Origin of the sequence: Candidatus Nitrosacidococcus sp. I8 (assembly GCF_945836005.1) — a bacterium.
Classification (GTDB): Bacteria; Pseudomonadota; Gammaproteobacteria; order Nitrosococcales; family Nitrosococcaceae; genus Nitrosacidococcus.
The window spans coordinates 1,009,945-1,035,606 of record NZ_OX241534.1; the positions used below are offsets into that span (position 1 = coordinate 1,009,945).

The following is a 25,662-nucleotide window of genomic DNA, read 5'->3' on the forward strand; positions in this document are numbered from 1 at the left end:
TCAAAAGTACTAGAGGCAATCCTATGGCACAAGCATTTACTTACCAGCAGCGTTTAGAGCAGTTAAAACAGCATATTAATAGCAGCCAAACGAAAAAAAATATTCGTATAGAGAAAGGGACCACCTCTAATCTTTTCCGCTATCAAGGGCAAAAACTTAAAAGAGCTACTAAGCTTCCACTCAAAGAATTTAACCATGTGCTTACAATTAATAAGGAAAATCTTACTCTTGAGGTAGAGGGATTAACTACTTATGGGCAAATTGTTGCAGAGATTCTTCCTCAAGGATTTTTACCTACGGTTACCCCAGAGCTAAAGCATATTACTGTGGGAGGAGCAATTGTAGGTGTTGGCATTGAATCTAGCTCTTATCGTTATGGCTTTGTTCATGATGGATTAGTTGAAGCAGATGTATTACTACCTAATGGCACAGTGGTAACTTGTACCGCAGATAATGAATATTCAGATTTATTTCATGGATTACCTAATTCTTACGGCACTTTAGGTTATATTTTAAAAGCAAAAATAGAACTTATCCCTGCTAAACCTCATGTAAAAATTAATCACACTCGCTTTACTTGGGTTAGATCTTATCTATGGGCAATGAAAAAAGCAGTAAGACAAAGGCGATCTGATTTCATTGAAGGCCTTTTTTACAATAAAAGCGAATTTTATCTTACTGAGACTTATTTTGTGGATGAAGTTCCTTATTTAGATGATATCTATCAAGATATTTACTACAAAGTAGCTCGAGAAAAATCAGAAATGTTTTTACCTACAGAGCAGTATATTTTTCGCTATGATCCTGATTGGTTTTGGAATATTCCAGAAGTTGGTATTTCTCAAATATTCAGGAAATATGCCCCTAAGTCTTTAAGAAACTCTGGGGTTTATAATCGTTATAGCACATGGAAAAGGAGAATTTTGAGTTTCCTACCTTCTGTTGGTAATACTAAAGAGCAATTAATTCAAGATTGGGAGGTGCCTTGGGATAAGGCCGCTACTTTAGTTAAATTTGCTCTAAATTATGTTGATCTAAATGATAAACCTTGGGTAGCACTCCCTATTATTTCTCCTAAATCTTCTACGCTTTACCCTGTTCGTGCAAGAAGAACTTACTTTAATTTAGGAAGTTATTGCCTTACAGAAAAACCAAAAGAAGATGTAGACTATTACTACACTAAGATTATGGACAATGAATGCTTTCGTCTAAGTGGTAGGAAAATGCTCTATTCTTCAACCTTTATTGATAAAAGGCGCTTTAATCATCTTTATAATGGTACTGCTTACCAAGCCTTAAAAGAGAAATATGATCCTAATTCTTTAACTCTTACCTTGTTTGAAAAAGCAGTTGAGAATAAATAAATAAAGGATTTATATTTAACCTAAGCTACTGCAGCAACACACATAGTGATTCCCTCGCCAAGCCAGCCTTGAGTAATCATACTATTATATTCTTCAATAGAGGTAGCAAAGCGATGATTTGGATTACTAGCTGCAGCTTGGTTATTATAAGCCTGATAAATAGGATCGGAACTACTAGGACAAGCTCCATTGATAGGAGCAAGCGCATAAAAAGAAATTCCTTCATAGGTCCATAGATCATCGGCAACCGCATTAGTAGGATTAATGGATTGTAAATAACTACAATCACTCGAATTTACAGTATAAAAATAAGAATTTGCCCCTTGATTATAAAATTGACATACAGGCTGTGCCCCATTGGTCGCTCCAGACCAAGCATAAAATAAATTCCCCGTCAGTTGCCAATTTGGACCAGCTTCTCCTCGATTCATTGCAGCCATCTGTGCCTTTGAAGTCGCTAAAAGATAATCATTAGAGCTTGAGTTATAAAACTCGTAAATCAGGGTATACTTTTTAAAAGTAGTGGCTGCTTGAACCGCATTTTCTGCATCGGCAATCCCTGATCCACACAAATTATTGTACTGAGCACATACACTGCCTGCAGGGAAATCACGGCTTGTTGCAGGCAATAAAGAGTTTAACTCTATTCCAGAGAGTTCTGGATTGATGCCTAGCATTAAAGAGGCAATGCCAACCACATGGGGCGCTGATTCACTGGTACCTATTTGCTGATCATAACCAAATCCTTCAGGGGTAGTGGCACCTGTACTGGTAGTTGAAATGATTCCATTTGTTTCTCCTCCCGGGGCAGTAATAATACCCATAATATTAGGGTTGTTTAAATTAAGATTAGTATAAGAGGTAGCATCTCCACTAAAATTAGTTGCAACCGTGGTGAGTACTCCATTACAGTTCCCTGGAAATGCCTGACTGATATCCTTTTGATCATTACCAGCAGCAACAACTATCTGCGCCCCCTGTCCAAGCGCAAGGCTAATTGCCTCTTGATAAAGAGAAGGGCAGGCTCCATCTCCTGCTAAACTTAAGTTAATAACCTGAGCGGGATTAGGGTTAGTTGGCACACCAGAAACAGGCAGGCCTGCAGCCCATAAAACCCCATTTACTACATCAGTCAGAGATCCGCCACATTTTCCGAGGGTACGAACAGGTAAAATTTTAGTATTCCAATTTACACCAGCCATCCCTATATCGTTATTACCTTCAGCGGCAATAATTCCAGTGACATGAGTCCCATGCCAAGAACTAGGCTCTGCAGGTTGATTGTCACCACATTCATTGGCGGTGGTCCAATCTCCAGGATCGGATCCGCCTGGCACATAGGGAGTGACCGTAAAATCATAGCCAGGTAATAACCGATCGGCAAACTCTGGGTGAGGATTTATGCCCGTATCTACCACTGCGACAATCGTACTAGAGTCTCCTTGAGTTGTATCCCAAGCACCCGTTGCATTAATCCCACCGATATATCCTTGGGCTTGTCCTTTCATGCTCCATTGGTAGGGGTCAAATAGAGGATCATTGGGAATGAACTGCATTTTTACCCGGATATCGGCTTCAAGTTGATCAATACTAGGGAGTGTTCTTGCGTTTTCAATCAGATCTGCTACTTCTGCTCCAGATTTAGAGGTCTGAAAGTGAAATATATGGGTTTTATTACCCATTGCTTGATAAAAAACTAACTTTTCCCCAAAAATAGCTTCTAATTCATTGGTAATTTCATCAGGAGGAGGTAAATTATCTTCTGCTAGATCTTGAATTTTTTGATCTTTAAAGCGGACGGCAATGCCATCTACTATAGTAGTAGGAGATAAGGTAGGATTTAATAATTGAGGATTATTTTCTTTTTCCGACTGTGAAGTAACAGATTGTTTTGTTATTAATGAAGGTTTCGGCGTATTTAAGTTTTGAATACCTCCCTCTTTTATGAGCAGGTCTTGAATCATCGGTGCTACTTTGGAATTTAAAGATGGTTGGATCTCCTGACTAGGTAAGGAATCAGCATAGACAATTAAACTAAATAAATTCAATACGATACCGATTAATAATCCTAACCACATAATATAAATACCCGTCTTAACTGAGATAAGATATATTTTTAATAAATTGCTAACAGCTACTTCTAATATAAAATCTCTAAATGTAGCTTAAATTTTTTAAAGATTAAATAACAAACAGTTATACGCTTACAATTGCAACACACATAGTGATTCCCTCGCCAAGCCAGCCTTGAGTAATCATACTATTATATTCTTCAATAGAGGTAGTATAGCGATGATTCACCCATATCTGATTATAAACTTGATAAATAGGATCGGAACTACTAGGACAAGCTCCATTGATAGGAGCAAGCGCATAAAAAGAAATTCCTTCATAGGTCCATAGATCATCGGCAACCGCATTAGTAGGATTAATGGATTGTAAATAACTACAATCACTCGAATTTACAGTATAAAAATAAGAATTTGCCCCTTGATTATAAAATTGACATACAGGCTGTGCCCCATTGGTCGCTCCAGACCAAGCATAAAATAAATTCCCCGTCAGTTGCCAATTTGGACCAGCTTCTCCTCGATTCATTGCAGCCATCTGTGCCTTTGAAGTCGCTAAAAGATAATCATTAGAGCTTGAGTTATAAAACTCGTAAATCAGGGTATACTTTTTAAAAGTAGTGGCTGCTTGAACCGCATTTTCTGCATCGGCAATCCCTGATCCACACAAATTATTGTACTGAGCACATACACTGCCTGCAGGGAAATCACGGCTTGTTGCAGGCAATAAAGAGTTTAACTCTATTCCAGAGAGTTCTGGATTGATGCCTAGCATTAAAGAGGCAATGCCAACCACATGGGGCGCTGATTCACTGGTACCTATTTGCTGATCATAACCAAATCCTTCAGGGGTAGTGGCACCTGTACTGGTAGTTGAAATGATTCCTAAGCTACGACTACCATCTCCTCCGGGAGCAGCAATGAAATTGCTTTGATTAGATCCAATAAAATTAAGATTAGTATAAGAGGTAGCATCCCCATTAAAATTAGTCGCAACCGTGGTGAGTACTCCATTACAGTTCCCCGGAAATGCCTGACTAATATCTTCTTGGTTATTTCCTGCTGCCACTACAATGAGTATACCCTGATCTAATGCACGATTAATTGCCTCTTGATAAAGAGAAGGGCAGATTCCTTTTCCTGATAAGCTTAGATTAATAATTTGAGCAGGATTAGGATTAGTTGTCATACCAGAAACAGGCAGGCCTGCAGCCCAAACCGTACCATTTACCATATTACTTAGGGATCCGCCGCATTTTCCGAGGGTACGAACAGGTAAAATTTTAGTATTCCAATTTACACCAGCCATCCCTATATCGTTATTACCTTCAGCGGCAATAATTCCAGTGACATGAGTCCCATGCCAAGAACTAGGCTCTGCAGGTTGATTGTCACCACATTCATTGGCGGTGGTCCAATCTCCAGGATCGGATCCGCCTGGCACATAGGGAGTGACCGTAAAATCATAGCCAGGTAATAACCGATCGGCAAACTCTGGGTGAGGATTTATGCCCGTATCTACCACTGCGACAATCGTACTAGAGTCTCCTTGAGTTGTATCCCAAGCACCCGTTGCATTAATCCCACCGATATATCCTTGGGCTTGTCCTTTCATGCTCCATTGGTAGGGGTCAAATAGAGGATCATTGGGAATGAACTGCATTTTTACCCGGATATCGGCTTCAAGTTGATCAATACTAGGGAGTGTTCTTGCGTTTTCAATCAGATCTGCTACTTCTGCTCCAGATTTAGAGGTCTGAAAGTGAAATATATGGGTTTTATTACCCATTGCTTGATAAAAAACTAACTTTTCCCCAAAAATAGCTTCTAATTCATTGGTAATTTCATCAGGAGGAGGTAAATTATCTTCTGCTAGATCTTGAATTTTTTGATCTTTAAAGCGGACGGCAATGCCATCTACTATAGTAGTAGGAGATAAGGTAGGATTTAATAATTGAGGATTATTTTCTTTTTCCGACTGTGAAGTAACAGATTGTTTTGTTATTAATGAAGGTTTCGGCGTATTTAAGTTTTGAATACCTCCCTCTTTTATGAGCAGGTCTTGAATCATCGGTGCTACTTTGGAATTTAAATTAGCGCTATAGCTAATACTATTAATACTAATTAAAACTACAGAAATTACTATTCTTAACCACATATTAGGCACTCACTTTTGCTGTATTCCTCTTTACTTTTCTAAAAGAGGGGCAAAAGCTGTGCCAATCTATCTTGTTTTGTGCATATTAATGTTTATTAATATCAATAACTTTATAGTTATATGTAAAAAGTTTTTTTACTTGAATTTTGCTAAGGATGATTTTTAATAAAAATTAACTGATTTATCAAATAAAAATTTAGCTATTACACGTCACTATTTATGACATTTTTTATATTTCTTATTTGAAAATATAAGAAATTAAAACTATCCAAATTTATAAATGATTCTTTATAAAAAAATAATTACTTGTTTATTACTTTTGATCTTTATTTTATTTGGGATTTACCAAGGAACTCTCTCTTTGAAAAAAGAAAAAGAGATAATCTCACGTAAGCAGTCTTTATCTCTTATTAATCAATTATTAAACACAGTAAACATAGGGTTCTCTCAAGTAGATGTGCCATGGCAATTTCTATTTCCTAGAGATCATGGAGCACACTCAAGCTATCAAAATGAATCGTGGAATTTTGCTGGTAATTTAAGATCAGATCAGAGAAGAGATTTTGGATTTCAATTTAATTTTTTTCGAATGGGATTAAAATCGCCAGATTCTTCTCAGTCTACTTCTTTATGGAGGTTCCAAGAGCTCTATCGAGGCTATTTTGGACTAGCTGATATACTAAAATCTCAATTTTATCCTATTGAACGCTTCAGCCGTACTGCTTTGGGACTAAGCGGTGCCTCTTCTACAAACAATTCTATCAAAGTATGGCTAGAAGATTGGCGATTTCAAGTATTGAGCGAAGAAGAGGCAAAAAGTAGTTTTTCTTTATTCGCAAAAACTGAAAATGCAAGTATCGATTTAATATTGCAGCCATTAAAGCTTCCTTTCTATTTTGGTGGCGATTCACAAGCCTCACTAGGAAATTTTTATGCTTATACCCTACCACGGTTGATGACTAAAGGGACGATAAAAATCAAACATAGTAGCTACCCAGTGACAGGTCTATCTTGGTTTGATCACAGTTGGGGAAAAATACCTATCCCAACTGGATCTACCGTATGGGATCGATTTTTACTTCAGCTAGACAACGGGGTAGATTTACTCGTTCTTCGACTCCATCGCATAGATGGTACGGGTACTCCTATTAATAATGGCACTTTAGTGACCTCTCAAGGAGAGATAGAAACCCTGACTAGAGAGGATATTGCACTCAATCCACTTAGTAATTGGAAAAGCCCTAATACTCATATTTCTTATCCCACCCACTGGCAGCTACAAATTCCCGAGCATGATATTGATCTTAACATTACTCCCAGTATAGAAAATCAAGAGCTTAACTTAAGTCTAGATTATTGGAGTGGATCAGTTACAGTAACTGGTTACTATCAAGGCAATAACGTGATAGGAAAAGGGTTTCAAGAACTTACTGGTTATCAGCCATAGATTAACTACCCATTATAAAAATATGATTAAATGAAGAAGTGGATTATTTATATTGTGGTTGAGGATAAGAAAAATGTTATTAAAGCAATGGTTCATCTTAGGATTAACATCCTTGTTATTAGTTGCTTGCGATTCAGATACTCCCCCTAAATCTCATGAGATTGCCAAAATCACTCAAGTGACCCCTGGTTTTGTCCCTGAAGAACCGCAAAGGCATGGAGATTCAAAAGCAGGCTACGATGCCATCATTAATAAGCCCTATTTAACCTGCGGTATTCCTTACTCTGCTTATCAGAAAAGTAATTTATTTCAACCTCCGCAATATGGACTTCCTGGACGAACAGGGATTAATAAAAAGCTCCCCTATTACCAAACCTACTATGAAACTCAAGAGGGTATTGGACTAATAGTCAATAATTGCCTCCTTTGTCATGGTAGTTCTTTTAATGGAGATCTAATGGTGGGGTTAGGCAATGAATCTCTAGATCTTACTCAAGATGTGGTAGCTAATGCAGAAGGTATTGGGGTTTACGTGGAAGGTGAACAAGAAGCTAAAGAATGGCGTAAATGGGTGGATAGGATCACTGGGGTAGCACCTTATTTGAGAACAGATACCATCGGTGTAAACTCGGCAGTAAATCTTACTTGGGGAATTTTTGCCCACCGAGATCCAAAAACTCTCGCATGGTCTAATAAACTCCTTATGGATCCTCCATCGGAAAAACCCACCCCAGTAAGTGTACCTCCTTGGTGGCGGATGAAAAAACAAAATGGAATGTTCTATTCTGCTGCTGGTCGTGGCGATCATGCTCGCCTTGAAATCATGGCATCAAGTCTATGTACTGAATCGGTTAAAGATGCTCAAGTGGTGGATTCCTATGCTCCAGATATTCAAGAATATATTGCTTCCCTTGAACCACCCACTTATCCTTTTAAAATAGATCAATCCCTTGCTACACAAGGTGAGGATATTTTTAATACCCATTGTGTGCGTTGCCATGGTACTTATGGAGAAAAAGAAAAATACCCTAATTTAGTGATTTCTTTGGCAGAAATAGGTACCGATCCTGAATATATTAAAACAGCAATGGGTAGTGATTTGGATCGATTTGGTCCTTGGCTTGCTCAGTCTTTTTATGGTCAAGGAACCCATGTAGCAAAAGTTGATGGTTATTTAGCGCCACCCTTAGATGGAGTTTGGGCAACTGCCCCTTATTTACATAATGGCTCTGTGCCTACCTTAGAATCTTTACTCAATAGTGCACAACGGCCTAAATACTGGACCAGAACTTTTGATACTAAAGATTACAACGATAAAACCTTAGGCTGGAATTATACTCAATTAAATCATGGTAAAGCAGGCACTAAAAAATCAGAAGAACGAAAAAAAATCTACGATACCACCCTCATTGGCTATGGAAATATGGGTCATACATTTGGGGATGTATTGTCCGAACAGGAAAGACATCAATTATTAGAATATTTAAAAACCTTATAAATTACTATTCATGGTAAATTACGATTTTGATCTTTTTATTATAGGAGCTGGATCAGGAGGAGTTCGAGCTGCCCGAGTAGCTGCCCGTTTAGGAGCAAAGGTGGCTATCGCAGAATCCCAGTATTTAGGGGGTACCTGTGTTAATGTGGGCTGTGTTCCTAAAAAATTCCTTCACTATGCAGCTCATTTTTCAGAAGATTTTGAAGATGCAGTAAATTTCGGTTGGACGATAAAACAGCCCTGTTTTGATTGGTCTAACTTAATTAAAAATAAAAATAGAGAAATTAAGCGGCTTAATCAAATTTACCAAAATCTTTTAGAAAAAAATAAAGTAACCCTATTCCATGGCTGGGCTAAGGTAAATAATCCCCATCAAGTCACGATAAACAATCAATCTTATACGGCTGAAAGAATTTTAATTGCTACCGGGGGTGTACCGTTTATTCCAGATATTCCGGGTAAAGAGCACATTACTGACTCAAATGGAATGTTTTTCCTTGAAACCTTACCAGAAAAAATTATTATTATAGGCGGAGGTTACATTTCAGTTGAGTTTGCTAGTATTTTGAATGGGTTAGGCAGCCAAGTTACTCTGATCTATCGAGGAGACTCATTACTTCAGAATTTTGATCGAGAGTTAAGGCAGGCTCTTGAATCTGAAATGGTTAAAAGAGGGATTATTCTTCGAGCCAATGTAGAAGTTAAAGCCATTGAAAAACAAGCACAAGGATTAAATGCTTTACTCCATAATGGAGAGAGGCTTCAGGCAAATAAAATTATGTATGCCATTGGTCGCCGTCCTAATACAGAAAATTTAGGCTTAGCTGAGTTAGGTGTTAGCTTCAATCCAACAGGAGGAATTATAGTAAACGATTTTTACCAAAGTACCATAACCTCCATCTATGCGATTGGAGATGTAATTCAAAAAATTAGTCTTACCCCAGTCGCTACCGCAGAGGCAATGATTCTAGCCCACCATCTTTATGAAGGATCTAGTACTATTTTAGATTACACAAATATTCCCACTTGTGTATTTAGCCAACCTAATCTAGCTACAGTAGGGTTTACAGAAGATCAAGCCAAAGAAAAGCTAGGAGATATTAAAGTTTATCGTACTCAATTTCGCCCCCTAAAACACACTATAAGTGATCGAGATGAGCGCACCTTCATGAAACTTATTGTAGATAAAACAACAGATAAAGTAGTAGGTGCTCATATGCTGGGATCAGAGGCTGGTGAAATCATTCAAGGAATAGCCATTGCCATTAAAGCAGGAGCAACCAAAGCACTATTTGATAGCACTATTGGCATCCATCCTACCGCAGCAGAAGAGTTTGTCACCATGCGGGATGTAACTTAAGATAAAAATATTTAAACTCCATTAGATTTAGGAAAAAATAATGAAATCCATTTTTTATATAGGTCCTTTACGAATTGCTCTAGTTGCAATTACCATTACTCTAATTTGGTTGTCTTTCTATACTGACCGTGTTATTACCTTAAAAACTGAATTTGAGCTAGTGACAAATGCAGTAGCCCCTGCACTCACTTTTATTATGCTTTTTGTGGTTTCCCTTGATATTCTCATGAGCTTTATTGGTAAATTAGATAAAGACGCTAAAGAGCGTCTACGCTACTGGATTATTATGGGGGTAGATCTCTCCATGATTATTGCTTTAGTCATTGCTTGGAAGCCATTTTTCATGAGGTTATTAGAGAGCTAAGATGGTGTGATTTATCATCACACCATCTAAAATCATTTATTTACCTGCAACATTGACTACTTTATGTTGTGCTGTTAATGCACTATAAGTCCAAGGTTGGCGTTTGGCGAACATATGAACATTAGCCATCATATTCTTTTGGCGGCTACTTGCAATTTCTACCACCTCTAGCACAATCTTGTGCATATCAGGGTAGTTTGGAGCTACTTTATCTACATCCCATACGGGGAATTGGGTAGGAAGTGCTACCATACTACCTCCTCCGTAAGGAGCATCTACTCTATTAGCAAGAATTACCGCACAACGGTTATCTGCTGCTCGAGGTACTAACAAATACTTCCGTTCTTTTTCATCTTGCATTCGGGTAGGCCATAGAATCACATCAGCTCCATTAGCTCCTAAACAGCGAGCCGCCTCTGGAAATAAACCATCATAGCCCATCATAATCCCCATGCGCCCATAAGGTGTGTTTACTACAGGATATTCTGATCCTGCAGTACCCCATTGTTGCTCATCACTGAAGAGATGCACTTTACGATAGGACATGATAATTTCACCTTCAAGCCCTAGAAGAAAAGAGGTAGGATAGAGTTTACTGCCCACTTCTTCCACATTAGGGACGAGCAGAGCACACTTCTCTGTTTTACATACTTCTCCAAATTTTCGCAGTAATTCCTGATTCATTCCAGCTAACCGCCGAGCCTCAGCTTCATCAATACGCCAATTAGGTGAAGCGACATATTCAGGTAATACCATCACTTTAATCCCGAACCGTGCACCATGGGTAACTTGCTCAATGACTCGATCAAGGGTGGTTGGGTGGGACTCGCAGACATGGGTTTGTGCCGCTGCCATATTAAAGGTCATCTCTGAAGGAATAATCGGTTCTATGCTGGTCTTTGAAACGGGAGTTTCTTCGTAAGACTTAGTCAAAATACCATAAGTATCTGGGCGACGATCGGTAAATTTATCAGAGCTTAAAGCATAGTGCTTATCGTCGGCAAGGGTAGGATCAATATTGCTAATGGCCATCCCGTGAATATCCCAAGCTACCGTTGCTTTTACTTCACCCCTAGGATCCACGATCATGCTTCCCCCGGGATAGTAAATAGATCGTTCTTGCCCTGCTTTAGTCGCTGCACAGATCCAAACTCCATTTTCCAATGCACGAGCAGGTCGCCATAATTCTGCTTGATCAATCAGAAAGAAGTTCGCCATATCTAAAATCACTTGAGCCCCTTTTAAGGCAGTACAGCGAGGAATTTCTGGAATTCGCCCATCAAAGCAAATCATCATCCCTACCCGACCTAATTCAGTTTCTACTACCGGAAAGCCTCGCTCTCCAAACTTAAACCAATTTTGATCGTGAGTAGTTAAAAATTGCTTATGGTAATGGACGACTAATTCCCCTTTGCGATCAAGTAAAATTCCTGTATTAAAAATCTTCTCTGCCTCTGGATCCCACTCAGAAAGACCGCTGGCAATATATACATCATGTTGACGTGCTAGCTTTGCTAATCCATGAATAAATTTTCCATCTTTAATAGTCTCTGCAATTTGACGTGCATGAGGTTGAGAGTTATATAAATAACCTACATTCATGCACTCTGGGAATACAATCACCCGAATATTTTGTTGGGCAGCTTGTTTTACATAGTGGGCACAAATTTTAAGATTAGCTTCCACATCACCCATTTTAGCGAGAGTCTGCACTGCAGCTGCTCGATATTCATAAGATTTCATTTAAAGTATCTCTCCTTAATTACTATTTCAACTACCCTAAATCTAAGGTAATTATTACTACTCCTCTATAAAGACATCCATAGATGTGCTGCGACTAAAGCACGCCAAGGGGAAAAAGGAGCAAGCCACTTCTCTGCTTCTTCAGCAGTTATTTTAGACTCTAATCCTAATAATTTTTGCAATCCTCTTCGCATCCCAGCATCTCCATGAAGAGATCCATCTAACCAACTATAACCTCTAAGTAAGCCATAACTAATAGTCCAGGGTCCAATACCCGGCACCTCAATAAGTTTTTGAGAAATCTCTTCCACAGATGTTTGCTGAGCCAGCCAATTATCTAAAGGCAAGGTATTTTCCATAACTCCTTGGCTTAAATTGAGTAAAGTTTTTGCTTTAGTTTTAGCATAGCCTATGCTGCGTAGTTTATCTTGATCTAAGTGGGAAAATGCTTCTGCATCAGGATGACAATAAATCCCGCTAGAATGCTTTATATTTAGGATTTTAATTAATTTTCTTCTGATAGAAATAGCGGCAGCAAGACTAATCTGTTGACCTGTAATAGCCCAAACAAGGGCTTCAAAGGGAGTACTAGATACCGGGACTCTTAATCCTGCTTGTTTTTTCAACAAAGCACCTAATTGAGGATGTTGGTAATAAGTTTTTTCAAAATTATTGATATTTTGATTAAGCCCTAGCATTCTTCGTACCATAGAAAGGGCTTCTAATTCAGAAATATCTCTATCCCCATCTACTTGCAGAGTAGCCACAACCTGTTTTGACTTAAATTGCAAAGTAAGACAAGCAGGCAACCCTTGCCATAAAATTCCTTTCTCTAATAAATTTTTACTGTAATCTACCCGTTCTGCTGTTTGCTCTGAATCCCGATCGTGAAATACCAGTATGTTATGACCGTGAAATCCACGGGGTAAATCAAGGTATCCTAAATAGGAAACAGCCATGACAATTAATCTTCCTCCCCTAAGTATGAATAAATAAGGTAAGCTATAATTTTGAGTTTACATTATTGCAGCAAATACCTAAATAATCCGTGGATAAACAACTGAAATATCATTTACGATGGCTTACTAAATCTGACTATAAAATGCTTCTCAAAGGAGGCAAAAAAGGACTGGAAAAAGAAAGCCTACGCATTACTCCTAAAGGCAGTATTGCCCAAACATCTCATCCTCAATCTTTAGGTTCGGCTTTAACCCACCCTTATATTACGACTGATTATTCAGAGGCTTTGCTCGAGTTTGTAACCCCACCTTGTGAGCAAGTAGAACAAACCCTCGATTTTCTGACTCATACTCATCAATTTACGTATACAAATTTAAATGACGAAATGCTTTGGGCAGCCAGTATGCCCTGCGCGGTAACAGATGAAAAAGAGATTCCCATTGCCTATTATGGGACTTCTAATGTGGGGCAAATGAAACATGTATATCGCCGTGGTTTAGGGTATCGCTATGGGCGAGAAATGCAAATTATTGCAGGCATTCATTTTAACTATTCTCTGCCTGAATCCTTTTGGCCAATTTTACAAGCACAAAATCATAGCCAATTACCTTTAGCTCACTTTATTAATAAACGCTATATTCACTTACTTCGCAATTTTCACCGTTTAGGCTGGATTATTTCCTATTTATTTGGTGCTTCTCCTGCAGTTTGTCAGTGTTTCTTAAAAACACCCCATAAAGGATTTATCCACTTTGATTCGTCTACCTATACCTTACCCTATGCTACTTCGCTGCGAATGAGCGATATTGGCTATAAAAATGATACCCAAGCAGGGGTAGATATTCCCTATAATAACCTTTCAGAATATATTGAAGGGCTTACTAAAGCTATTGAAACCCCCTTTCCACCCTACGAGAAAATTGGCGTGGAAGTGGATGGGTCCTATCGTCAGCTCAATGCTAATGTTCTGCAAATTGAAAATGAGTTTTATAGCTTTATTCGCCCAAAACAAATTACTCAATCCGGTGAAAAACCTACCCTTGCATTAAAACGCCGAGGGGTACAGTACATTGAAGTTAGAGCATTGGATATTAACCCTTATGAGCCATTAGGGGTAAATCAACATCAACTCTATTTTTTAGAAGCTTTTCTCATTTTATGCCTGCTAAAAGCAAGTCCTAATTTAGATTCAAATCAGCGTAAAGAGGCAGAACATAATCAACGAAAAGTGGCTTGTTGTGGGAGAGATCCAGTACTTAATCTCCAACAAAATGGAGAAAATACACTGCTTAAAACTTGGGCATTGGAAATTTATCAAGAAATGGAAGAAATCTGCTCTTTGCTGGATCAAGGACTAGAGGATCAACCTTACACCACTGCTCTTACCCAACAATATCCCCTTATTGAAGATCCAGATCTCACCCCTTCTGCCCAAATTTTGGCAGAAATGAAGAAAACAGGAAGAACTTTTTATCGACTAGCTATAGATCTCTCTCAGCAGCACGCAAATTATTTTAAAGAGATCCCCTTTAGCCAAGATAAGATGGAGTATTTTACCCAGCTAGCTCAAACATCTTGGCAGAAACAGCGGCATATGGAGGCCACCGATACCCTCTCTTTTAAAGAATATTTAGCCCACTATTTAGCTCAAAAATAATTAGTTGTGTTTTTGATAGGTACCCATCAATTCTTTTACTGTAATCACATGGTTCTCCATAGCCTGTTCTAATTGTGCCTTATTAGGTTGTTTTAAATCAGGTAACGCTGTATCTAAAGCATAGAGTTTAAAAAAATAGCGATGACGACCAATAGGGGGACAAGGTCCGCCATAGGCTAGTCGCTTCCAGTTGTTTAATCCTCCTAAAGTGCCTTTAGGCAAGCTTTCAAGATTAATTCCTTCAGCTAACTCAGTAGTAGCAAAAGGAAGGTTATAAAGCACCCAATGTACCCAAGTGAGCTTTGGTGCTTTAGGATCAGGAGCGTCTGGATCATATACAATGAGTGCTAAACTCTTAGCACCTTTAGGAAGATGATTCCAAGTAAGTTCAGGAGAAATATCTTGCCCTTCACAGGTATATTTCTCTGGAATCGCCTCTTGATGATTAAAAGCGGGCGAGGTAAACGTAAAATTATCCGCTACTGAAAAATTGCTAATACTTATTCCTAATAGAAAGAAAAACAGATACTGTTGAAATCTATCACTCATAACATACTTACATCTCATTTAAAGATTATCAATTTGGATTGGCTCAAGGGCATCGGCAGGGGTAAAGCCAAAAATTTTGCCATAAAAGTAAAGCTCGCTTTTTAAGGCATGACTGATATTTTCCGCTTTACGAAATCCGTGCTGTTCATCAGGGAAAGTAATATAGGCAACAGGTAACCCTTTTTCTTTTAAAAGTTTAACCATGGTCTCTGCTTGGCTAGGTGGTACTACTTTATCCTCCAGTCCCTGAAAGAAAATAATCGGACAATCTATCTTATCGATACTATGAATTGGAGATCTCGCTTTATAGTGTTGTGCTTGCTCTGGATAGGGACCGATCAACTGATCTAAATAACGAGATTCAAACTTATGGGTATCTTCAGCTAAGGCCTCTAAATCACTAATGCCATAATAATTTGCCCCCGCTTTAAATAGATTATGAAAAGTCAAAGCAGCTAAGGTGGTAAACCCTCCGGCACTACTGCCTCGAATAGCTAATCGATCTGAATCCACTTTTCCTTGCTGGACTAAATATTTAGCCCCATAAATACAATCTTCTACATCGGCAATGCCCCATTGTCCTATGAGCTGTTGACGATAGGTGCGACCATAACTAGTACTGCCCCGATAATTTACATCTAATACCCCAAACCCCCGACTCGTCCAATATTGAATTTTCAGATTTAAAGTGTTATTTGTCGCTGCAGTAGGTCCTCCATGGCTGATCACTAATAAAGGAGGTCGCTCTGTTTCGGATCCCATAAAATTTTTATTTTCAGGAGGATAGAAAAATCCGTAGGCGATAGTGCCATTACCCGTAGAAAAACTAATAGGCTCTCCATAAGAAAGCCAATTTGAATCAAATTGCGTAGTATTGGATTGATGAAGGGTAGTAAGTTTATCTATCTTCATATCTAAAGTTGCCACTTCAGGAAATATAGTAGGTGCTGCACCAATAAAAACTACTTGTTTATCATTAGCATGTAAAAAATTAATCCCTGTATAAGGAGTATTTATTTCTTCTAAAACCCCGCTTTGGGTATCTATATAAGCCAAGTGATCAACACTTTCTTGACTATAAGTGCAGATTATTTTGTGAGGAGAAATAAAACTGTAAGTAGATTGCCCAAAAATCCACTGAGGTAAGCCAAATTCGGCTTCCATAGGTAGAATTGCTTTAATTTTTTTACCATCCCATCGGTATAAATTCCACCAGTTTGAACGATCAGAGATAAAATATAGTTCTCCTGTAGGAGACCATTCAGGCTGAAAAATAGATTCTTGATTTCCCCCAACAACCTTTACCTTCTCAGCCAAATTCCCCTGTGCATCAATACGAGCCACCCACAGTTCTGTACTATCCCAAGGCATATTAGGATGGTGCCAACAAATCCAAGCTAAATAATTCCTATCAGGGCTTAAGCGAAGGGTGGCATAAAAATCTGCCCCTGACTCCAGGATAGTAATAGAGTGAGTATTTCCTTCTAAATCAATACTCACAATAGTATTAATAGGTTCTTTACCACTACTACTATGATCTTCACGAACATAAATCAATCGATTGCGTTGTTTATCATAAACTCCATCAGCGTAACGATAAGCCCCTTCTGGTGTGATGGGTTGTGGATCAGTATCTAATTCCTGTGCGTAGAGTCTTTGATCGGCAAAATGAGAGAAAAATACCCGATCTTCATCCGTAACTAAATAAGCCCCGCCTCCATATTCATGAACTCTAGTTCTGATATTGTAAGGAACCGGAGTAACCTCATATATTTCTTCTTCATCAGATCGATACATCAGTACTCCCCGCCCTCCTTCTTGAGGTCGAGTTTCTAACCAATAAGCACCCGTTTTGGTGAGTGTAGTTTGCCCTAGACCAATGGTTCCCTGAGTGATTTGTTCTGTGGTAATAGGAGATTGCCACGTGCCGTAGGGTTTTATGGAGGCTGTCATAGATAATTTTATTTACTTAACACAATTTGATTTTTTTGATCGTCAATGGTGATCACATAATGCCTCAATACATTCATACCTAATAAGCCATAAGATCCTAATAATTGATCTTCAATAAAAGCAGCTTCCACGTTAGGGATTTTTTCAGATCCTAGGGTAAGTATTTTTAATTGGCTAAGTTTTGCTTGCAAAGCTCCATTAGCCGTTTGAATTTCTTGATCTTTTAGCTGATTAGGGTTCAACCCTAATTTAGGCATAGCAGAAGTAGGTAATACCACTAAGGAAGCTCCTGTATCCACTAACAAGGGTATAGTAATGGCAGTTCCTATTCCTTGAATGGAAACTTGCACTAAGTGATGAGTACCACTACGGGTAGTGTTTAAAACTATTTTATTAGGAAATACAGGAGGAGCTGCAGTTTTTTCACTTAAGATTAGAATTTCCTTAATTCTTTGATTATCGGCTGTATGTACTAGAATATAGTTAAAATCTACCAGTAATTTTTGAATTTGCCTTTGAAGTGAACCTTGAACTAAGGGCAGAGCTGGAATATCTCTGGTTCTCTCTAGTCCTTTAATTAGAATATGTTCTCTTACCCCAATTTCCCCTAGTTCCTCTGCCAAGCTATCTTCAAATAAGGGTAAATCCTCATCTGCAATGACTAACAAGCCTCCTAGCCACAAGCCAAGAGTAAGTAAGAAGTAATTGAATTGCTGTTTATATCTCATATTTTCAGTATAGGAAATTTATTCCTATACAACAAAATAAAAATTAGATACACTTAAAGTTAATTATAACAATAAACAAGTAAATAAATAATTATTAATAATTATTTATTTATAAAATTATCTTACCTATCTACCATTTTACCGAGATAGTACTCTTAGTCCCGATTTTAAGATCGGGATTTTTTTTGCCACTAAGGCAGGTAAACAGCTGCTATTCATTCCCAATCTTTACAAATCCAGCCAAAAATTTAATACTTCTAAAATAAAAACTAATTAGCTTATTATTAATTAAGATTTTTATTAAAAAATTACAAATATAATTAACCATCTATCAAGGAACCCTATGTCAGATTTAGCTGAACTACTTACCCATTTCCGTGATTCTGCCCAAACCCATCGAGATCAAGGCAGTTATTTTGAAAATTTAGTCAAAACCTATCTGCAAAATGAGCCGAAATATTCCGATCGATACCAAAATGTATGGTTCTGGGAAGAGTGGCGTGCTGAAGCAAAATATCGTGGATTGGGTAAGCTTGGTACCGATGCTGGGATTGATCTAGTGGCAGAAACCAAAGAAGGAAATTTCCATGGGATTCAAGCAAAGTTCTATCAAACAGATACCAAACTTTATCGTAAAGATATTGATTCTTTATCTTGCTGCCTCTAGTAAAAAAATCTATAGCCGCCGTCTCATTTTCTCCACCGCATCTGAAGCAACTCATCATCTTACTCAGGCTCTTAAAGATCAAAATCCCCCTGTAACTATCATTACAGAATCGGATTTAATCGGGAGTGTTATTGACTGGACTCAATACATAAAGACAGGCTCGGTTACGCTCAAGCCAAAATATTCCCTTCGTGATCATCAACAAATCGCCTTAGATCAGGTCATCGCAGGGTTTAAAATTGCCGATCGGGGCAAACTCATCATGGCCTGTGGCACTGGGAAAACCTTTACCAGCTTAAAAATTGCCGAACAACAGGCAGGTCAGGGCAAACAGGTGCTGTTTTTAGTCCCTAGCCTTGCCCTGCTTTCTAAATCCCTTACCGAATGGACTCAGCAAAGTGCCATTCCTCTCCATTGCTTTGCCGTATGCTCCGATTCCCAAATCGGAAAGCATAAAGGGGAAGATACCTTTCAAACCTATACCTATGAACTTTCCTACCCAGCCACCACAAATGGTAAGCAGCTTGCCAAACAAGTCACTAAAAATCATGATTCCCAGCACATGACAGTGGTATTTAGTACCTATCAAAGTATTGAAGTGATTCATCAGGCACAACAAAGCTACCAACTTGCCCCTTTTGATCTCATTATTTGCGATGAAGCCCATCGCACTACCGGAGCAACCTTAATTGGAGAACAAGAAAGTCATTTTGTAAAAATCCATCAGCCGGATTTTATTCAAGGGAAAAAGCGACTCTATATGACCGCCACTCCTCGAATCTATGGGGATAGTGCTAAAACCAAAGCGGAACAAGAAAGCGTTACCCTGCTCCATGGATGATGAAGCCACCTATGGCAAGGTATTTCATACCATTAATTTCTCTGAAGCGGTACGCTGTGATTTATTAGTGGATTATAAAGTCATTGTCCTTGCTGTTGAAGAAACCCATGTCAATCGGCGGATTCAAGGGCTATTACAAGATGAAAATAATCAGCTTAAGATGAATGATGCCGCTAAAATTATTGGTTGCTGGAAAGCCTTAACCAAGCAAGGACTCCAAGAGGATTTAAACGATGACTCCCAACCCATGCAGCGGGCAGTAGCTTTCTGCCAAGTGATTGACTCCACCAAAAGCAAAACCCATCAAGTCAGCTCAAAAAAATTGCCTATATGTTCCAAACCGTGGTGGAGGCTTATCAAGAATCTATGGAAGATGAGGATCGCCTACCCCTCATCTGTGAAACCCAGCATATTGATGGTGCCATGGGTGCATTTGAAAAGGGAAAAAAACTAGCATGGCTAAAACAAGAACCTAAAGTCAACACTTGTCATATTTTAAGCAATGTGCACTGTCTGTCTGAAGGCGTGGATATTCCAGCATTAGATGCGGTGTTATTTTTAGCCCCTCGCAATTCCCAAGTGGAGGTGATGCAATCGGTGGGGCGGGTGATGCGCCAAGCCAAAGATAGGCAAAAAAACCGAGGCTATGTCATTTTACCGGTGGTGATTCCAGCAGGCACCAGCCCAGAAGTTGCCTTAAATAACAACCAAACTTACAAGGTGGTGTGGCAAGTGCTTCAAGCCCTGAGATCTCACGATGATCGGTTTGATGCCATGATTAACAAAATGGAGCTGATAGGTCCAGATCTGCAAAAAATGGAAGTAATTGCCGTCACCGAGTCCTATCAAACCCACGCAACTCCTAAAGAAGAGGAACAGAATCAACCTACCATCGGAGTAGCCGATTCTCCTGCCCCTTATGGTATTCAAGGAGAGCTAGATTTTCACATGGGGGATATAGAACGTGCCATTTATGCCAAGCTAGTGAAAAAATGCGGTAACCGTCGTCATTGGGAAGAATGGGCCAAGGACATTGCCTCTATTGCCAACACCCATATTGATCGAATTCAAGGGATTTTAGCTAATCCGGATTATCTACAAGAACAACAGGCTTTTGCCCGATTTGCCAAGGAGCTACGAGAGAATTTAAATGACTCCATCACTGATGCAGAAGTGGTAGAAATGCTTGCCCAGCATTTAATCACCAAGCCGGTGTTTGATGCCCTGTTCCAGCAATATACCTTTACCCAGCATAACCCTATTTCCAAAGCCATGGAGCAGATATTAACTCCTATCCAAGCCCATGGGCTAGCTAGGGAAACCTACTCTAGATCAGTTTTATCACAGTGTTCGCTTGCGGGCAGAAGGAATCCACACCCCAGAGGGCAAGCAAAAAATCATTATTGAGCTCTACGATAAATTTTTCCGTAATGCCTTTCCGAAAAGGGCAGATCGGCTAGGGATTGTCTACACCCCCATTGAAGTGGTGGCCTTTATTATCCATAGTCTTGAAGCAGTGCTTCAGGATCAGTTCAATAAAAGTATGGCAGATGATGAAGTCCATATTATGGATCCCTTTACCGGTACTGGTACCTTTATCACCCGTTTATTGCAATCTGGGATTATTCCTCAAGATCGACTAGCGAAAAAATATCGCACTGAAATCCATGCCAATGAAATTGTGCTGCTGGCTTATTATTTAGCGGCGATTAACATTGAAGCCACCTATCATGGAATCCTAGGCGGCGATTACACGCCTTTTGAGGAAATTTGCCTGACCGATACTTTTCAAATGAATGAACACCACGCCCAACCAGATTGGGTGCATGCTACTCTGGCAGAAAATAATACCCGCCGTTGTAAACAGCAATCCTTAAAAATTAAGGTGATTATGGGCAATCCCCCCTACTCGGCTGGGCAAAAATCAGCTAATGATAATAATGCTAATTTAGCTTATGAAAATCTAGACACTCGTGTTCGTAATACTTATGCAAGATTATCCACTGCAACTAATAAAAATGCCCTATATGATTCCTATGTTCGGGCAATTCGGTGGGCCAGCGATCGGATTGGAGATCAAGGAGTGATTGGTTTTGTCACCAATGGCAGTTTTATCGAGGGTAATGCCATGGATGGACTAAGAAAATGTTTAGCCAGTGAATTTAGCCACCTTTATATTTTTCATTTACGAGGAAATATTAGAAAGAATATGGGTAACAAAGGCAATAACTCTGAAGGTCAAAATATTTTTGGTAACGCCAGTGTGGCACCTATTGCCATTTCTATTTTAGTGAAAAACCCAATAGAGAATTCTGGAAAAATCTATTTCTATGATAAAAGCTAAAAGAAAAACTAGATCGGATTCGGGATTATCAAAGCATTGCAGGGATTGCCCAAACTCAAGGCTGGCAACGCATTATCCCCGATACATTTGGCGATTGGCTCAACCAGCGAGATCCCCATTTTGATTCTTATCTGTCTCTAGGAGATAAAAAGATAAAACTGTAAAATCTATTTTTAAAAATTATTCACGAGGAGTAGCGACTGCTAGAGATGCTTGGGTGTATCAAAGCAATCAAGATAAATTAGCCCAAAATATACAGACAACTATTAGATTTTATAATCAACAGCGAGAACAATTTCATCAAGCTTTTTCAAGTCTATCTAGGCAAGCCCAAGTAAAAACGGTTAATGGATTTATTAATCATGATTCAACCCAAATTAATTGGGTACGAAGTACTAAAGAAAATTTAATAAAAAACCAAGTGGTGAATTTTGATCCAGCCAGTATTGTCACCAGTTTATATCGCCCATTTACTAAGCAATGGATGTACTTCAGTCGTGATTTAAATGAAATGGTGTATCAAATGCCTCAAATTTTCCCCTATGAAGGAGCAAAAAATGTAGTGATTGCGGTCACCGGACGAGGAGCAACTAAAGAGTTTTCAGCAATGATCACTAATGTAATTCCTGACTTAGAAATGATTTCAAAGGGGCAATGTTTCCCTTTATATCTTTATGAAAAAGTTTCTTCTGATAAGCAGGATTTATTTGCTCAACACTCTCAACATGCTGGCTATCATCGAGCGGATGGAATTGAAAATGAGATTCTTACTCATTTTCAAAAAGCCTATCCTAAAAATAAAGTTTGCAAAGTAGATATTTTCTACTATATTTATGAGGTGCTCCATTGTGAGAATTATCGGGGTCAGTACAAGGACAATCTCTCTAAGCAACTGCCCCGAATTTTTTTGGCTAAAATGTTGCCATTTTCACTGTCCTTTCCCAAGCAGGACGCAAACTTGCTGATCTCCACCTCAATTACGAATCTGCCACCCTCCATCCTGTTACTTTTTCAGGTAAATTAATTCATAACGATACAGATTTTGTGAATGCTTGCCCTGATCATTTCTATGTACGGCAAATGAAGTTTGCAAAGAAGGGGGAGAAGAAGGATCAGACTCGGATGATCTACAATGATTTTATTACCATAGAAAACATTCCAGAGCGTGCCTATGACTATATGGTCAATGGCAAATCTGCCTTGGAGTGGGTGATGGAGCGACAATCGGTGCGACAGGATAAAGATAGTGGAATTATCAATGATGCCAATGATTGGGCAAATGAAACTATCAATAATCCCCGTTATCCATTGGAACTGTTTCAACGAGTGATTACGGTCAGCCTTAAAACTTTAGAGATTATGGCAGAGATTTCCCAGCTGGGTAATATTGAAGAGATTGTTTTAGCGGAAGAAATTTTACCTGTTAGTTAACTTATTTGATAGATAAGCCCCTAGCCTGATAAATGGGCGCTCGACTAAAAAATAAATCAGGCTAGAGGTTATCCCAATAAGGGTAACTAGGGTAGCAAAATAGAGCATCCAATGGTGCTGGAGAAAAAAAGATTCGTAAGGCTTTAGAAAATCTATAAAAAATAAATGGGTAAGGTAAATTCCGTAGCTAATTTCACCAATAAATACTAATCCGCTCTTTTTCAGGAAATCATTGACCCAATCAGGGGCACAGGAAAACACCAGCACCAGAAAAGAAAACGCTGCTCCTGAGTAAACCCGCCCTAATAGCACTACTTCTTGATGCTCCCAATAGTCTCCTACATGAGGAGATAGCCATTCTAAATAGAAAAAAACCCCTCCTAAGCTTAGGATGAAAAAGAATCGGAAAAAACGAGTGATATAAATTCCGATGATTTTTTTAAGCTGCACGGCGAGAAATCCCATTCCAAACAGCCCAAGCATACCGGGTAGTTGGGTGATACAAAAAAAGCGAGTGGTCGTATCCACATCTGTCGTAGTCCAAAATATTCCCCAACGATATAGGGCACTACCGGCAATGAGTATCACTGATAAACCATACCAAAAAGTATTATTTCTTCTAGATAGAGGAAGTAATAAGATAAGAGTAGCTAAAAGATAAAATTGAAATTCTTCACCTAAGGTCCACAATACCCCATTAATGGTACCACCATAGCCCGATATAATGTTATGAAACATCAATAAATGGCTGATGATGAGTAGTTTGTTAGCAATAAAGTAGGGTTTATTTACATAGAGACTGAGAAATAAAACCACTAAGTAGGCAGGATAAATACGAAAGAATCGCCGAATTAAGAAAGATTTTATATTTTCATGTTTTCGGCAGAGAATAGCACCAATTAAAAAACCACTCAGGACAAAAAATAAATCCACCCCGTTCCACCCTACCCCAGTATAAAAATTATAGCCTAGTGCCGGCTTTAGCTGGCTGGGTGCAAGATCCATATAATGGAAGAGAAAAACCCACAAAGCAGCATAAGCTCGAAGAAAATCTAGCCCAGCAAGTCTATTACTTTGCGTAGAGGAAGCATTCATGGTAAGAGGCAATATTTTTAGTTAGTTAGAAATTTTTCTAAAACAATGATCGTGGAATTGAGATAAACAAGAATGCAACGATAATTTATGGAGCGGGTGATGGGAATCGGACCCACGTTATCAGCTTGGGAAGCTGAAGTTCTACCATTGAACTACACCCGCTTTAAATTTATTGGATGCCTAGATTATAGGGAAAATCTTAATAGCAAACAACTAGCAATACCTCGTATAAAATTTCTTCTTAAAAAATTACGTTTAAATTCTACGCTAAAAAGCCATCTCTATAATTCACGTCTAAACTTTACATTATGTATGTAAGCATTTCTTACAAAGAAATAAGTGTAAGGAGGATGGTTATGAAAGTAGAAATATACCGCTTATCCATGAACAATCCGGGCGATGCTCAAGGATTGCAACAACTGCTGGATAGCAATGTAGTTAAAGTATCGCAAATAATAGCTATCATAGGGAAAACAGAGGGTAATGGAGGGGCGAATGACTTTACTCGAGCTTTAGCCACCCATACGGTTTCAGAAGCACTTGGAAAGTCGTTAGGTATTTCTCCTGCTCAAGTCACAAAGCAAATCGTTATCGCCTGGTCAGGAGGATGTGAGGGAGTTTTATCTCCTCACATGACCGTGTTTACAAGAGATATGTCTGTAACTAACCCTAATCCTAGTGATGAGAAGCGGCTTGTTATTTCAGCTCAGCAGACAAAAGTGCTCAAGCCAGAACAAATTGGTCGTATGCCTCATGTGATGGCAGTAGCAAAAGCAGTAGGCACAGCCGTTGAGGAATTAGGGATTGCCCATCAAGATATACATTATGTACAAGTAAAGGGACCATTATTAACACCAGAGGCTATTGCAAGCACTCAGGCACAAGGGAAGGATGTAGTCACTGAAGATCCTAATCTCTCTAAGAAATACGCACGGGGAGCCATGGGATTAGGGGTCGCTGTTGGATTAAAAGAAATACCTCAAAATGAGGTAACAGAGGAGGCTATAGCCCATGATATGTCTCTTTATTCATCGGTGGCCTCCACTTCAGCAGGTGGAGAGATTAATCACTGTGAGGTAGTGGTATTTGGAAATTCTTCAACCTCAACTAGTCAATATCGAATTGGTCATGCGGCACTAGCCAGTGTAACCGATATTGAAGGAGTTCGTGCTGCGATTCTCTCTGCAGGTTTACATATAAGGACGGAAGCGACTAAAGCAGAGGCACAACAAATTGCGGCAATTTTTGCTAAAGCAGAGGCACCTATTCACGGTGTTTTATGGGGGCAGAGAACGACTATGCTCTCTGATGCAGATATTCACTACGAACGCAATGCACGAGCCGCTTTAGGTGCAGTCATTACTTCAGTAACCCATGATCCTAGAATTTTTGTATCCGGTGCTACCGAACATTAATGTGCCCCCGGGTATGCCC

The 25,662-nt window shown here is 39.0% G+C and carries 22 protein-coding genes and 1 tRNA gene; 14 read left to right on the forward strand and 9 right to left on the reverse strand.

What is annotated here, in order from left to right:
• Positions 1–23 precede the first annotated feature (23 nt).
• Complete coding sequence (locus OOL07_RS05030; RefSeq protein WP_264695416.1) at positions 24–1,364, forward strand: FAD-binding oxidoreductase; 1,341 nt, start codon at positions 24–26, stop codon at positions 1,362–1,364.
• 20 nt (positions 1,365–1,384) lie between these two features.
• On the opposite strand, the gene OOL07_RS05035 is transcribed toward OOL07_RS05030, so the two are convergent.
• Both OOL07_RS05035 and OOL07_RS05040 read right to left on the reverse strand, forming a co-directional pair.
• Entirely contained in the window at positions 1,385–3,442 is a 2,058-nt protein-coding gene (locus OOL07_RS05035) for a S8 family peptidase (RefSeq protein ID WP_264695417.1), read from the reverse strand.
• Positions 3,443–3,560: 118 nt separating this feature from the next.
• The gene (locus OOL07_RS05040) at positions 3,561–5,504 is read right to left on the reverse strand and encodes a S8 family peptidase (RefSeq protein WP_264695418.1); all 1,944 of its coding nucleotides are present in this window, start codon (positions 5,502–5,504) and stop codon (positions 3,561–3,563) included.
• A gap of 448 nt (positions 5,505–5,952) precedes the next feature.
• Between OOL07_RS05040 and OOL07_RS05045 the strand changes: the two genes are divergently transcribed.
• From OOL07_RS05045 to OOL07_RS05060, 4 genes are all read left to right on the forward strand, one after another.
• On the forward strand, positions 5,953–7,038 hold the full coding sequence (locus OOL07_RS05045; RefSeq protein WP_264695419.1) for a lipocalin-like domain-containing protein: 1,086 nt from the start codon (positions 5,953–5,955) through the stop codon (positions 7,036–7,038).
• Between the two features lie 73 nt (positions 7,039–7,111).
• On the forward strand, positions 7,112–8,536 hold the full coding sequence (locus tag OOL07_RS05050) for a c-type cytochrome (protein WP_264695420.1): 1,425 nt from the start codon (positions 7,112–7,114) through the stop codon (positions 8,534–8,536).
• A 10-nt stretch (positions 8,537–8,546) separates the two neighbouring features.
• On the forward strand, positions 8,547–9,896 hold the full coding sequence (gene gorA / locus OOL07_RS05055) for a glutathione-disulfide reductase (RefSeq protein ID WP_264695421.1): 1,350 nt from the start codon (positions 8,547–8,549) through the stop codon (positions 9,894–9,896).
• 40 nt (positions 9,897–9,936) lie between these two features.
• Positions 9,937–10,260 carry a hypothetical protein gene (locus OOL07_RS05060; RefSeq protein WP_264695422.1) on the forward strand — a complete coding sequence of 108 codons (324 nt, stop codon included), beginning with the start codon at positions 9,937–9,939 and terminating at the stop codon, positions 10,258–10,260.
• A 36-nt stretch (positions 10,261–10,296) separates the two neighbouring features.
• On the opposite strand, the gene OOL07_RS05065 is transcribed toward OOL07_RS05060, so the two are convergent.
• Together OOL07_RS05065 and OOL07_RS05070 are read right to left on the reverse strand one after the other, a co-directional pair.
• Complete coding sequence (locus OOL07_RS05065; RefSeq protein WP_264695423.1) at positions 10,297–12,003, reverse strand: carbon-nitrogen hydrolase family protein; 1,707 nt, start codon at positions 12,001–12,003, stop codon at positions 10,297–10,299.
• 65 nt (positions 12,004–12,068) lie between these two features.
• Entirely contained in the window at positions 12,069–12,962 is an 894-nt protein-coding gene (locus OOL07_RS05070; RefSeq protein ID WP_264695424.1) for a DNA-3-methyladenine glycosylase family protein, read from the reverse strand.
• Positions 12,963–13,051: 89 nt separating this feature from the next.
• On the opposite strand from OOL07_RS05070, the gene gshA reads away from it, so the two are divergent.
• Positions 13,052–14,620 carry a glutamate--cysteine ligase gene (gene gshA, locus OOL07_RS05075; protein WP_264695425.1) on the forward strand — a complete coding sequence of 523 codons (1,569 nt, stop codon included), beginning with the start codon at positions 13,052–13,054 and terminating at the stop codon, positions 14,618–14,620.
• Here gshA and OOL07_RS05080 read toward each other — a convergent pair whose 3' ends face one another.
• From OOL07_RS05080 to OOL07_RS05090, 3 genes are read right to left on the reverse strand one after another with little or no spacing between them, the layout of a single operon-like run.
• Positions 14,621–15,169: a YbhB/YbcL family Raf kinase inhibitor-like protein gene (locus tag OOL07_RS05080; RefSeq protein WP_264695426.1), complete on the reverse strand. Its 549-nt coding sequence runs from the start codon at positions 15,167–15,169 to the stop codon at positions 14,621–14,623.
• A gap of 18 nt (positions 15,170–15,187) precedes the next feature.
• Positions 15,188–17,122, reverse strand: coding sequence for a S9 family peptidase (locus OOL07_RS05085; RefSeq protein ID WP_264695427.1), 1,935 nt, complete (start codon positions 17,120–17,122; stop codon positions 15,188–15,190).
• An 8-nt stretch (positions 17,123–17,130) separates the two neighbouring features.
• A complete protein-coding gene (locus OOL07_RS05090; protein WP_264695429.1) occupies positions 17,131–17,850 on the reverse strand; it encodes a retropepsin-like aspartic protease family protein in 720 nt (239 codons plus the stop codon).
• A gap of 343 nt (positions 17,851–18,193) precedes the next feature.
• On the opposite strand from OOL07_RS05090, the gene OOL07_RS05095 reads away from it, so the two are divergent.
• The 7 genes from OOL07_RS05095 (at position 18,194) to OOL07_RS05120 (ending at position 23,133) form a co-directional block, all read left to right on the forward strand.
• Entirely contained in the window at positions 18,194–18,517 is a 324-nt protein-coding gene (locus OOL07_RS05095) for a restriction endonuclease (RefSeq protein ID WP_264695430.1), read from the forward strand.
• Positions 18,492–19,358 carry a DEAD/DEAH box helicase family protein gene (locus OOL07_RS05100; protein WP_264695431.1) on the forward strand — a complete coding sequence of 289 codons (867 nt, stop codon included), beginning with the start codon at positions 18,492–18,494 and terminating at the stop codon, positions 19,356–19,358. The genes OOL07_RS05095 and OOL07_RS05100 overlap by 26 nt, the downstream gene beginning before the upstream one ends.
• The gene (locus OOL07_RS09270) at positions 19,351–19,812 is read left to right on the forward strand and encodes a hypothetical protein (RefSeq protein WP_413774104.1); all 462 of its coding nucleotides are present in this window, start codon (positions 19,351–19,353) and stop codon (positions 19,810–19,812) included. Before OOL07_RS05100 ends, OOL07_RS09270 begins: the two co-directional genes overlap by 8 nt.
• Complete coding sequence (locus OOL07_RS05105) at positions 19,782–20,765, forward strand: hypothetical protein (protein WP_413774126.1); 984 nt, start codon at positions 19,782–19,784, stop codon at positions 20,763–20,765. Before OOL07_RS09270 ends, OOL07_RS05105 begins: the two co-directional genes overlap by 31 nt.
• On the forward strand, positions 20,713–21,702 hold the full coding sequence (locus OOL07_RS05110) for an N-6 DNA methylase (RefSeq protein WP_264695433.1): 990 nt from the start codon (positions 20,713–20,715) through the stop codon (positions 21,700–21,702). Before OOL07_RS05105 ends, OOL07_RS05110 begins: the two co-directional genes overlap by 53 nt.
• Before the next feature lie 169 nt (positions 21,703–21,871).
• Complete coding sequence (locus OOL07_RS05115) at positions 21,872–22,726, forward strand: type ISP restriction/modification enzyme (protein ID WP_264696340.1); 855 nt, start codon at positions 21,872–21,874, stop codon at positions 22,724–22,726.
• Positions 22,627–23,133 carry a type ISP restriction/modification enzyme gene (locus OOL07_RS05120; protein WP_264696341.1) on the forward strand — a complete coding sequence of 169 codons (507 nt, stop codon included), beginning with the start codon at positions 22,627–22,629 and terminating at the stop codon, positions 23,131–23,133. The genes OOL07_RS05115 and OOL07_RS05120 overlap by 100 nt, the downstream gene beginning before the upstream one ends.
• Here the strand turns inward: OOL07_RS05120 and OOL07_RS05125 are convergent.
• Together OOL07_RS05125 and OOL07_RS05130 are read right to left on the reverse strand one after the other, a co-directional pair.
• The gene (locus OOL07_RS05125; protein WP_264695434.1) at positions 23,119–24,228 is read right to left on the reverse strand and encodes an acyltransferase family protein; all 1,110 of its coding nucleotides are present in this window, start codon (positions 24,226–24,228) and stop codon (positions 23,119–23,121) included. The genes OOL07_RS05120 and OOL07_RS05125 overlap by 15 nt on opposite strands.
• Positions 24,229–24,316: 88 nt before the next feature.
• Positions 24,317–24,390: transfer RNA gene (locus tag OOL07_RS05130), tRNA-Gly, on the reverse strand.
• Between the two features lie 194 nt (positions 24,391–24,584).
• Between OOL07_RS05130 and atzD the strand changes: the two genes are divergently transcribed.
• Positions 24,585–25,643: a cyanuric acid amidohydrolase gene (gene atzD, locus OOL07_RS05135; protein WP_264695436.1), complete on the forward strand. Its 1,059-nt coding sequence runs from the start codon at positions 24,585–24,587 to the stop codon at positions 25,641–25,643.
• The last annotated feature ends 19 nt before the right edge of the window (positions 25,644–25,662 follow it).